Source organism: Psychroserpens algicola, from assembly GCF_014526325.1.
GTDB classification, from domain to species: domain Bacteria; phylum Bacteroidota; class Bacteroidia; order Flavobacteriales; family Flavobacteriaceae; genus Psychroserpens; species Psychroserpens algicola.
In genome coordinates, this window is record NZ_JACNMJ010000001.1 from 140,297 (window position 1) to 152,426 (window position 12,130).

Consider the following 12,130-nt stretch of genomic DNA (forward strand, 5'->3'; position numbering starts at 1 on the left):
AATTATCTCAACAGATAATCATAGCGTATTGCGTCCCATTTTGCGTCGTCGCCCTTAAGGGTGTACATCTATTTATGGAGCTTAGGTGAGTCCGGCTCTGCTTTCAAAAAACCAAAATCTTTACATATTTAACAAACACATCAATTACAATGGAAATTGTTATTGCTAATAAATCGCATAGTATTTATGCAGACATTATTTGCCAAACTATTGCAGATGCCGCTTTAGTTAGAGGAACAGGAATTGCAAAACGCAAACCTGAATATATCATTACCAAACTGGAAAATGGCAATGCTGTGATTGCGTTAGATGGTGATAAGTTTGCAGGTTTTTGCTATATCGAACAATGGAGTCATGGGAAATTCGTAGCTAATTCTGGATTAATCGTTCATCCCGATTACAGAAATCTAGGCTTAGCCAAGCAAATTAAACAAGTCATTTTTGAGCATTCCAGATCAAAGTTTCCTGAGGCAAAAATATTCAGTATTACGACCGGACTTGCGGTTATGAAAATGAATAGCGATTTAGGTTACAAACCTGTTACGTTTTCAGAGTTGACCACAGATCAAACTTTCTGGAATGGCTGTCAGACTTGTAAAAACTACGATGTTCTTCAACGAACAGAGCAAAAAATGTGCTTGTGTACAGGGATGCTATATGACCCTTCAAAAGAAACTAGTAACACACCCAAACATACTTATGACAAAAAGGTATGGACCAGATTGAAAAACATTAAACAAACAAGATTCCTTAAAAAAGAAAAGAAAAATGAATAACAAATTAGTCATCGCCTATAGTGGCGGTTTAGATACGTCTTACTGTGCCGTAAGTCTGAGTAAAGCTGGATATGATGTACATGCTGTAAGCGTAAATACAGGTGGATTTTCTGAGGAAGAAATTGCTTCAATAGAAAAAAACGCCTACAAAATGGGTGTGTCGACCTATAAAAACATAGACGCCATTTCATCGTATTACCATAAGGTTATTAAGTTTTTAATCTTCGGAAATGTGCTAAAAAACAACACCTACCCACTATCTGTTAGTGCCGAACGTATTATTCAAGCCATTGAAATTATTGAATATGCAAAAAGTATCGACGCTCAATATATTGCTCACGGAAGCACAGGTGCCGGCAACGATCAGGTACGCTTTGACATGATTTTCCAAACCTTAGCGCCAAACATCAATATCATCACGCCAATTAGAGATGGTCAATTAACGAGACAACAAGAGATTGATTACCTCAAAGAAAACGGCATTGATATGTCTTGGGAAAAAGCGAAATATTCAATTAACAAAGGACTTTGGGGCACAAGCGTTGGCGGTTCTGAAACTTTAACATCGGAACAACCATTACCTGAATCAGCATTTCCTTCGCAATTAAAACATGTCGAAGACGAAAAAGTTACGCTTACATTTTCTAAAGGTGAATTGGTTGCTGTAAACGGAATAAAAAACAATCCAGAAGTCAATATTGAAGTGCTTAGCAATTTAGCTTCGGCTTATGCTATTGGCAGAGACATTCATGTTGGAGACACTATTGTTGGTATTAAAGGACGTGTTGGTTTCGAAGCTGCAGCAGCCATCATTACAATTAAGGCACATCATTTATTAGAAAAACATACGCTCACCAAATGGCAATTACAACACAAAGAGTACTTGGCTAGTTTCTACGGAATGCATCTTCATGAAGGTCAATATCTGGATCCCGTAATGCGAGACATGGAGGCCTTTTTACAAAGCAGTCAAGCAAAGGTTTCAGGCGATGTTTTTATCACACTTAAACCTTATCATTTTAATTTAGATGGCATAGACTCTAAGCACGATTTAATGAATGCCCAATTTGGAAGTTATGGTGAAGAAAATAAAGGCTGGTCAGCTGATGAAGCGAAAGGGTTTATAAAAATTATAGGCAATCAAAACAAAATCTATCAACAAGTAAATTCTTAAAGCATGTTAGACATAGGAATCATTGGAGGCGCAGGTTACACCGCAGGAGAACTCATTAGATTGTTGCTGAATCACCCAAAAGTCAACATCAATTTTATTTACAGCACCTCAAATGCTGGCAATAAAATATCAAAAGTGCATCAGGATTTGATAGGTAGCACAGATGTAGAGTTTACTAATAAAATTAATCCTAAAGTAGATGTGCTATTCTTATGTTTAGGACACGGAAATTCAAAAGCATTTTTAGAAAATAATTCGTTTGCTGCAGACACTAAAATCATTGATTTAAGTAACGATTTCAGATTAACCAAAGACAATGTTTTTAAAAACAAAACTTTTATTTATGGCTTACCTGAATTGAATAAAGAAGCAATCACAAAAGCAAATTATATTGCCAATCCGGGATGTTTTGCTACGGCAATTCAATTAGCATTATTGCCATTAGCTAACGCCAAAATTTTACATGACGACATACATGTGAATGCCGTTACAGGAGCCACAGGCGCTGGCACTTCCTTATCGTCAACAACTCACTTTACATGGCGAGATAATAACGTTTCACATTACAAAGCATTTATGCATCAGCATTTGGGTGAGATTAATCAGTCGGTGACATCATTGCAATCAACTTTTAATTCAGATATCAACTTTTTACCAAACCGAGGAAATTTTTCCAGAGGAATTTTCGCCACATTATATACCAAATATGAAGGCAGCTTAAGTGAGGCCAAACAACTGTATTCAGAATTTTATAAAGCTGCAGCATTTACTGTAGTTTCAGACGAAGAGATTCATTTAAAACAAGTGGTAAACACAAACAAATGCATTCTTCATCTACACAAGCATGACAACAAATTACTGGTAACCAGCATCATTGATAATTTGTTAAAAGGTGCTTCAGGACAAGCCATTCAAAACATGAATTTGATGTTTGGTTTTGAAGAAACTGAAGGCTTACAATTAAAGGCCAATTATTTTTAAAGACAACAAGAAAAACATGAAAATAGCAATCATAGGAACAGGAAACTTAGGAAAATCTATCGCCAAAGGATTAATCACCAATAACGCAATCACCAGCTTGTATTTAACCAAGCGGAATCTAGACGCTATTCAAGAGTTTGATGGGTATAAAAATGTATATTTAACCACAGATAACCTTGAAGCTGTTAAACATTCAGATATTCTGATTTTTGCAGTTCAGCCTGCCCATTTTGAGCATATTTTAAATGACATCAAACCGCATCTCACCGAAAATCATGTGTTGATTTCAACCATTACCGGTTATGTGATTTCTAAAATCGAAAGTCAGCTTGGCACAAATCAATTTATCATTCGCGCTATGCCAAATACCGCCATTGCCGTAGGCAAATCGATGACTTGTTTGTGTAGCAATACCAAAGGTGAAAAGCGCATTAAAATTGCTGAAGCTATTTTTAACCGATTAGGACATACACTCGCCATTCCGGAATCTCAAATGCAAGCAGCAACTGTAGTGTGCGCTAGCGGAATCGCCTTTTGGATGCGTCTAATCAGAGCGACAACACAAGCTGCCATTCAACTGGGATTTGATGCCAAAGAAGCTCAGGAATTAGCCATGTACACTTCCGAAGGTGCTGCCAATTTATTAATCACTAACGGAAATCATCCTGAGGAAGAAATTGACAGAGTCACCACTCCTAAAGGTTGCACAATTGAAGGCTTAAACGAAATGGAGCACAAAGGCTTAAGCTCATCTTTAATACAAGGCATGGTGGCATCGTTTCAGAAAATAAACAATATTAAAAAAGAACAGATATGAGTTTATTTAATGTTTACCCGCTTTTCGACATTACACCTGTAAAGGCTAAGGACGTGTATGTTTACGATGAAAACGGTGTTGAATACTTAGACTTATATGGTGGTCATGCTGTGATTTCTATTGGACATTCACATCCTAAATATGTCAAAAACATCAGCGATCAGGTTGCCAAACTAGGGTTTTACAGCAATTCGATTCAGAATCCGTTGCAAGTTAATTTAGCCGAAAAACTCGTACAATTATCTGGCTGTAAAGATTACGAATTGTTTTTATGCAATTCTGGTGCTGAAGCCAATGAAAATGCCTTAAAATTGGCATCCTTTCACAACGGAAAGAAAAAAGTCATAGCCTTTAAAAACGGATTCCACGGTCGAACCTCAGCAGCCGTGGCTGCAACAGATAATGCAAAAATCATTGCACCAATTAACGCTCAGCAAGAGGTAGAACTATTAGACTTAGGTGATTTGGACGCTTTGGAAAAAGCATTAGCCAACAATGATGTTTGCGCTGTAATTATTGAATGTATTCAAGGTGTTGGTGGTTTGGATGAAAGTACTGCCGAATTCTACGAAGGCATCGACAAACTTTGTAAAACCTACAATACCTGTTTTATAGCCGACGAAGTCCAATCTGGTTTTGGAAGAACTGGTGACTTTTTCGCCTTTCAGCAGTACAATGTCACTCCAGATATAATTGCTATGGCGAAAGGCATGGGTAACGGATTTCCGATTGGTGGAATTTTAATTCATCCGAATATAAAAGCGTCTTTTGGTTTATTAGGCACCACTTTTGGCGGTAATCACCTAGCATGTGTTGCCTCGTCTACCGTTTTGGAAGTCATTGAATCAGAACAATTGCTGCAAAATGCAAAAGACATTTCTGCATATTTCATAGAGAAAGCACAAGGTATTTCAGCAATAAAACATCTAAAAGGACGTGGTTTAATGTTAGGTTTAGAATTCGATTTTCCTATTGCTGAACTTCGGAAAAAGTTAATCTTTAAGCATCAGATCTTTACCGGAAGCGCTAAAAACCCAAATCTAATTCGCATACTTCCGCCTTTAACCATTCAGAAAAAACATATTGACCAACTTTTTGAAGCTCTAAAAACTGAATTAGAAACGTGATTCAGAAGCATGCCATTTCAATTGAAAAAGGATTCAAATTCAGCTTGACCAAAATTAAACCATGAAACATTACACCAACATAAAAGACATTAGCAACCTCACCGACACGATAAAGGAAGCTATTTTATTAAAAATGAATCCCTATGAGTTTTCAGATTTAGGACAACATAAAACGCTCGTTATGCTGTTTTTTAATGCCAGTTTACGTACGCGATTAAGTACTGAAAAAGCAGCTAAAAACTTAGGTATGAATGTTATGATTTTAAATGTAAATGACGCCTGGAATTTAGAGTTTGAGGATGGTACCATCATGAATGCAAATACTTCGGAACACATTAAAGAAGCCGCTCAGGTGATTTCACAATATGCCGATGTGATTGCTGTAAGAGCATTTCCGAGTTTAACAGACAAACAAAAAGATGAAAGCGAATTGGTGATGAATAGCTTCATGACACACGCAACGGTTCCTATAGTAAATATGGAAAGTGCCACTGCACATCCTTTGCAAGCTTTAGCCGATGCGATTACTATTTCAGAATTGACCGAAAAGGCGAAACCAAAGGTCGTTCTATCCTGGGCACCTCATCCTAAAGCATTACCTCAGGCTGTTGCTAATTCGTTTGTGGAAATGATGCAAAACATGGCTATTGACTTAACCATTACACACCCTGAAGGTTACGAATTGAGTGAAGCAATCACAAAAAACACACCCATTATTTACGATCAAAATGAAGCCTTAAAAGATGCCGATTTTGTCTATGTAAAAAACTGGAGCAGCTATAAAGACTATGGAAAAGTTCTAAATCAAGATGAAAACTGGATGATGACCAAAGTAAAATTAGGCCACGCAAAATTTATGCATTGTTTACCTGTAAGGCGTAATGTTGTGGTTGAAGATGCGGTTTTAGACAGTGAGCAATCTGTAGTGATTCAACAAGCAAATAACAGAACCTTTGCTGCACAAATTGTATTGAAGCAAATTTTAGAAGAATTATAAGATATGATAATGACACACAGTAACGTCATTCTGAATTCATTTATTCATAGATATCTAATTTAAATAAAAGTATTCATGAATCTTTGATTTCAGAATCACATCAAAAAATAAAACACCGTCATTCTGAACTTGTTTCAGAATCACACACGAAAAACAAATAATGAAAAGCTATAACTAATTCAGCTTGACGAGTAAAAGCATGGAAACATTAAAAATCATAAAAATAGGCGGAAACATTATCGATGACGATACTGCGCTACACTTATTTCTGAAAGATTTCGCCACCCTAAAATCGCCTAAAATTCTGGTACATGGCGGCGGAAAATTAGCGACAAAACTAGCACAGCAAATGCAAGTTGAAGTTAAAATGGTGGATGGACGACGCATAACTGACGCTGAGACTTTAGATATCATCACCATGGTGTATGCAGGAAAAATCAACAAGTCCATTGTAGCACAATTACAAGCTCACCAATGTAATGCTATTGGGTTTTCTGGAGCCGATGGCAACACCATAGTTTCCCAAAAAAGACCTGTCACAACTATTGACTATGGTTTTGCTGGAGATGTAAAACAAGTCAATACAAAACCTTTAGAGTTACTGTTAAAAAACGATTTAACACCTGTATTTTGTGCGATGACTCACGATGAAAACGGACAATTATTAAATACCAATGCTGATACCATAGCTTCTGAATTAGCCATAGGCTTATCCGAAATTTTCAATGTAGAATTGTATTACTGCTTCGAGAAAAATGGCGTTTTAAACGATGTAAATAACGACGACTCTGTTATCGAATTAATTACACCTGATACTATTCAGCAATTAATAGATGACCACATTATTTTTGAAGGTATGCTACCAAAAATTAAAAACTGTTTACATGCTGTTTCGAATCGAGTTTCAAAAGTTTGTATTGGCAAATCGGATATGCTTTTCAATAAAAATAACAAACACACAACCATTACAAGATGATAGATAAATTAACAACAAGAGCAATTCAGCTGTTAAAAGCGCTCATTGAAACACCGTCCTTTTCTTCGGAAGAAGACAAAACTGCGCAACATATCGAGCAATGGTTTAGCCATCAAAACATCGCGTTTAAACGAACAAAAAATAACATTTGGGCAACGAACAAATATTTTGACGACAGCAAACCCACACTATTATTAAACTCGCATCACGATACGGTAAAACCTAACAGCGGCTACACCAAAGACCCTTTTAAAGCTATTGTAGAAGACGGCAAATTATACGGCTTAGGGAGCAATGATGCTGGAGGTTGTCTGGTGAGTTTGTTGGCGGCTTTTGGGTATTTTTATAATAAAAAGAACCTAAATTACAATCTGGTGATAGTCGCTTCCGCGGAAGAAGAAAGTAGCGGAAACAATGGCTTAAACAGCATGTTAAGTGTCATTCCAAAAGTTGATGTCGCTATTGTAGGCGAACCTACTTTAATGAATTTAGCAGTGGCCGAAAAAGGCCTGGTGGTTTTTGATGCTGTTGTAAAAGGAACACCAAGTCATGCCGCACATCCTAATGATGACAATGCAATTTACAATACGATTTCAGTTTTAGAATGGTTTAAAAATTATACGTTTGATAAATCATCTGAAGCGTTGGGCGATGTAAAATTAACCGTTACACAAATCAATGCCGGACAACAACATAATGCGGTTCCTGCAGATGTAAAATTAGTAGTTGACGTTCGAGTTAATGACAAGTACACAAACCAAGAAATCGTTGCAATTTTACAAAAAGAAGCGCCTTGTGACCATATTATTCCGAGAAGCACAAAACTTAATTCGTCATCCATTCCTATCGATCATCCATTAGTGATTGCAGGAATAGAAATTGGAAGGAGCACTTATGGTTCACCAACTCTATCAGACCAGGCTGTATTAAGTTGTCCATCTTTAAAATTAGGACCTGGTGATAGTACACGATCTCATTCTGCAGATGAATTTATTCATATCAATGAAATAGAAGAAGGCATTAAAATTTATATTAAATTATTAGAAAAGGTATTGTAAAAAAGAGTCCAAAACAAAAAAAATCAAATTATGAAACTCTGGGATAAAGGCATAAGTATCGACAAAAAAATTGAACAATTCACAGTTGGAAACGATAGAGAAATTGACTTACATATTGCAAAATACGATGTACAGGCATCCTTAGCACATGCCATCATGCTGGCGTCTATAGGGATTATTTCTTCGGAAGAATTACAGCAACTCAAAAACGGACTACACCTCCTTTCTGAAGCGATTGAAAATGGCACGTTTAGTATTGAGGCAGCATTTGAAGATGTACATTCAAAAATTGAATATGAACTAACACAATCCCTTGGTGAAGTTGGTAAAAAAATCCATACAGCACGCTCCAGAAACGATCAAGTTTTAGTGGCGCTTCACTTGTACTACAAAGACAATTTAAATGAGATTCACCAAAAAACCAAAACACTTTTTGACACACTTCTTAGTTTAGCAGACACACATAAAAAGGCTTTACTTCCAGGATATACGCATTTGCAGGTTGCCATGCCTTCTTCTTTTGGATTATGGTTTTCGGCTTATGCAGAGTTACTGATTGATGATCTTTACGTTCTTAAGTCTGTTTCAAAAATTGTAGACCAAAACCCTTTAGGTTCTGCAGCTGGTTATGGCAGCTCATTTCCTATTGACAGAACCATTACTACCAGAGAATTAGGCTTTGCTACCTTAAAATACAATGTGGTTGCTGCACAATTGAGCAGAGGCAAAAGTGAACGTGCTATAGCAAGTGCTTTAGGAGGTTTGTGTAATACAATGTCTCGATTTGCTATGGATATTTGCCTATATATGAGTCAGAATTTTGGGTTTATCAGTTTCCCAGATGAACTAACTACAGGAAGTAGTATTATGCCTCACAAAAAGAATCCTGATGTATTTGAACTCATCAGAGGTAAAGCTAATAAGATTCAAGCTTTACATACTGAAATGCTCTTAATTACTAATAATCTTCCGAGTGGTTACCATAGAGATTTTCAGTTACTGAAAGAAAACATCATTAATGCTTTTGAAGATGTAAAAGATATTTTAGACATTTTTAATTATGCCATTCAGCAAATTATAGTGCAAAATATTGACCTCAACGATGACAAATACAAATATTTATTTACAGTAGACAGCATCAATAATCTTGTTGTTGATGGAATGAGCTTTAGAGAGGCTTATCAAAACATAGGCAAGCAAGTACAAGATAACACCTATCAGCCAGACTTAGGAAAAGAGCATTCGCACATTGGCAGTATACATAATTTATGCTTAGATGACATTCGGAATAAGTTTCCAGAATAAAATTGTATTGAGATAGATTTCATTAATTTTATAAAATTTTTCTCATAAATAACCTATCATTTTAATGAGCTACATTCAGCATTTAAAGTATATTCAAGAGACAACTACGACTGACTTAAGATCACTTTCAAAGGTTGACATCATTAAGATAGAAAAGATTTTAAAAGCGCAACAACAGTTAAATCATGATTCAAAAAACACAGAAATAAAGCCATTCATTGACTCACTGTACAAAGAGCAAAAGGGATTGCTTTTTTTGTTAGACAATCCCAATTTAATAGCGATTTTATCAAATAGTGCAAGCTTTAAAAAAGTCCATAAGATTAACTATAACCCAGAAGATGAAACACCTATACAACTATTTTTTAGCACCTATTTGGAACAGGATTTAATTGGATGTTGCAATTTGGCTTTTTCTGAAGATCAATATGGAGTGGTTACCGAATTATTGTATTACCGAAACTTTCTTCCAGAATCTGTCATCCATCTCATTGAATCAAAAACAGAAACAAAACTCGACTACTTTTTAACTATTGCCGATAAGGTTGTTGAAAACCCTTCAATTTTAAGTGATTCATTTGTTGCCTTAGTCAAAACTCTGAATCTCGAACGACTAAACAGTAAAAAAAGACAGCTAATGTCTACAACGACATCTTATGCTTTTAAAGCATTAAATCGCTCAGGGTTAAGTCATTTTTTTTATGTTATGACAACTGGATTAACTTGGATAGGTAGAGACGCTGAAACAGTTGAAGAAAAAATAGAAAAAAGTGAAGTTCTGAAAGACTTCAAATTTATGTCGAAAATTCTGGCTGTAATCGGTATTCTGTTTATCTCAGTAGTCATTTATAAAAATGTAAAAGACAACGAGCGACAACAAGCCAAACAAACCTTAGAAGTAGATGCTTTTAAAAAAAGCATCTATGGCTATCTAACGCATTACGATTCAACTCAGATTAACAACCTAACACCATGGAAACTTAATACTTCAGGCCAACTGAATATCAATTATTTTAAACCCTCATTAAAGACAAACGCACTGACGAGGCAAGTCATGGTTGTTAACAATTCGGATTATGAATTGATTATTTTTCCAGATAGTGACTTGATGTCTCAATTTGGCCTGCCCTTAAACAGTTATTATATAAAGCCAAACGACTCTACACAAGCCAGCTTAATGTTCAGTAGAATATATGTTGGGAAACAACTCGCGTTATTTAAAACGACATCTTCTGATTTGGAATTAGACAAATTTTACAACACCTATTATTTAAGGCATTTACCTCGTTTTTCAGAACTACTTCCATCATCTGAAACTCTGATAAAAAAACGTTTTGAATTTGGAAAACGAATTGAACTATCTCAACGCAACGACAGTCTGCTTCTCGAAACCAATGGCCGATTTAGAATTGATGGTGCATCATACAACACTTTCCCTCTATGGGTCAAGAATTAAACTCGAGGCAAATCACTATCATCTTTCAATGGTAAGTGTGATTCTCCCATCAAATACGCATCTACATGATGCGCTGCCTGACGACCTTCTGAAATCGCCCAGACAATTAATGATTGTCCGCGACGCATATCACCAGCAACAAAAATCCCAGAAACATTAGTTGCATAGTCTTTAGTTGAAGCTTCAATATTGGTTCTAAAATCCATTTGTAAGCCAAACTGTTCGGCTAATGTTTTTTCGGCACCTGTAAAACCTAGCGCTAATAATGCTAAATCGCATTTCCACTCCTTTTCAGTACCTTCAATTTCCTTTAGTTGCGGACGCTCACCAGACGCAAATATCCATTCGACTTCAACAGTTTTTAAGCCTGTTAAATTTCCATTCTTATCCCCTAAAAATTCTTTAGTCGAAATACTAAAAAAACGCTCTACTCCTTCTTGATGCGAAGATGTCGTTTTTAACTTCATAGGCCAATATGGCCAAGGTTGATGTGCTGGTCGCCCTTCAGTTGGTTTACTTAAAATTTCAAAATTTGTAACCGATGTGGCACCATGACGGTTGGAGGTTCCTATGCAATCTGAACCTGTATCTCCTCCTCCAATAACTATAACGTTTTTCCCTTCAGCTGAAATCACATCTTTAAAATCTACCAACCCATCAACATATTGATTGTTGAGTTTTAAAAAATCCATAGCCTGAGTGACACCTTTTAAATCTGATCCAGGAATAGGGATATGTCGTCTTACTGTAGCACCTCCACATAAAACAACAGCATCAAACTCGTCTTTAAGTGCATGTGCATCTATGTTTTTTCCGACATGTGCATTGGTTTTAAATAGAATGCCCTCGTCTTCTAAGATTTTAATCCGTCTATCGATGACATGTTTTTCCATTTTAAAATCTGGAATCCCATAGCGTAATAAACCGCCAACTTTTTCGTCACGCTCAAAAACCGTTACCTTATGCCCTGCACGATTTAACTGTTGTGCAGCTGCCAAACCTGCAGGACCTGAACCTATAATTGCAACCGTTTTACCTGTTCGCGCTTGTGGAGGCTGAGCAGCAATCCAACCTTCTTTAAAAGCAGTTTCTACAATATTTTTTTCAATATTTTCAATAGTAACCGGATCTTCATTGATACCTAGCACACAAGCTTCTTCACATGGCGCAGGACATAAGCGACCTGTGAATTCAGGGAAATTATTGGTTTTATGTAAAATTTCGGCTGCTTCTTTCCATTTTCCCTTGTAAACTTTATCGTTAAAATCTGGAATAAAATTTCCTAGCGGACAACCACTATGACAAAATGGAATTCCACAATCCATACATCGTGCACCTTGATCTTTTAACTTTTGCTCATCTAAAGGAATGGTAAATTCTTTATAGTGCTTGATACGCTTCTCTGGCGTTATATAGCTTTCATTTTGACGCTTATATTCTAAAAATCCTGTTGTCTTTCCCAT

Annotated in this window: 11 protein-coding genes; 10 read left to right on the forward strand and 1 reads right to left on the reverse strand. The window is 36.3% G+C overall.

The window, feature by feature from the left end; all coding sequences use genetic code 11:
* Positions 1-149 precede the first annotated feature (149 nt).
* The 10 genes from H7350_RS00590 to H7350_RS00635 all read left to right on the forward strand — a co-directional run bounded on the left by H7350_RS00590 (position 150) and on the right by H7350_RS00635 (position 10,667).
* Entirely contained in the window at positions 150-776 is a 627-nt protein-coding gene (locus tag H7350_RS00590; RefSeq protein WP_204343929.1) for a GNAT family N-acetyltransferase, read from the forward strand.
* Positions 769-1,950 carry an argininosuccinate synthase gene (locus H7350_RS00595; RefSeq protein ID WP_204343930.1) on the forward strand — a complete coding sequence of 394 codons (1,182 nt, stop codon included), beginning with the start codon at positions 769-771 and terminating at the stop codon, positions 1,948-1,950. Before H7350_RS00590 ends, H7350_RS00595 begins: the two co-directional genes overlap by 8 nt.
* Positions 1,951-1,953: 3 nt before the next feature.
* Positions 1,954-2,931 carry an N-acetyl-gamma-glutamyl-phosphate reductase gene (gene argC, locus H7350_RS00600; protein WP_204343931.1) on the forward strand — a complete coding sequence of 326 codons (978 nt, stop codon included), beginning with the start codon at positions 1,954-1,956 and terminating at the stop codon, positions 2,929-2,931.
* 16 nt (positions 2,932-2,947) lie between these two features.
* Entirely contained in the window at positions 2,948-3,748 is an 801-nt protein-coding gene (proC, locus tag H7350_RS00605) for a pyrroline-5-carboxylate reductase (RefSeq protein WP_204343932.1), read from the forward strand.
* Positions 3,745-4,875, forward strand: coding sequence for an aspartate aminotransferase family protein (locus tag H7350_RS00610; protein ID WP_204343933.1), 1,131 nt, complete (start codon positions 3,745-3,747; stop codon positions 4,873-4,875). Before proC ends, H7350_RS00610 begins: the two co-directional genes overlap by 4 nt.
* Positions 4,876-4,936: 61 nt before the next feature.
* Positions 4,937-5,872: a Rossmann-fold NAD(P)-binding domain-containing protein gene (locus tag H7350_RS00615; protein ID WP_204343934.1), complete on the forward strand. Its 936-nt coding sequence runs from the start codon at positions 4,937-4,939 to the stop codon at positions 5,870-5,872.
* A gap of 199 nt (positions 5,873-6,071) precedes the next feature.
* Positions 6,072-6,848: an acetylglutamate kinase gene (gene argB, locus H7350_RS00620; protein ID WP_204343935.1), complete on the forward strand. Its 777-nt coding sequence runs from the start codon at positions 6,072-6,074 to the stop codon at positions 6,846-6,848.
* Positions 6,845-7,906, forward strand: coding sequence for a M20 family metallo-hydrolase (locus H7350_RS00625; RefSeq protein ID WP_204343936.1), 1,062 nt, complete (start codon positions 6,845-6,847; stop codon positions 7,904-7,906). Before argB ends, H7350_RS00625 begins: the two co-directional genes overlap by 4 nt.
* A 30-nt stretch (positions 7,907-7,936) precedes the next feature.
* On the forward strand, positions 7,937-9,211 hold the full coding sequence (gene argH / locus H7350_RS00630) for an argininosuccinate lyase (protein ID WP_204343937.1): 1,275 nt from the start codon (positions 7,937-7,939) through the stop codon (positions 9,209-9,211).
* 64 nt (positions 9,212-9,275) lie between these two features.
* Positions 9,276-10,667 carry a hypothetical protein gene (locus H7350_RS00635; RefSeq protein WP_204343938.1) on the forward strand — a complete coding sequence of 464 codons (1,392 nt, stop codon included), beginning with the start codon at positions 9,276-9,278 and terminating at the stop codon, positions 10,665-10,667.
* Here H7350_RS00635 and H7350_RS00640 read toward each other — a convergent pair.
* Positions 10,664-12,130, reverse strand: a complete 1,467-nt coding sequence (locus H7350_RS00640) for a glutamate synthase subunit beta (RefSeq protein WP_204343939.1) — start codon at positions 12,128-12,130, stop codon at positions 10,664-10,666. The two genes, H7350_RS00635 and H7350_RS00640, sit on opposite strands and share 4 nt — an antisense overlap.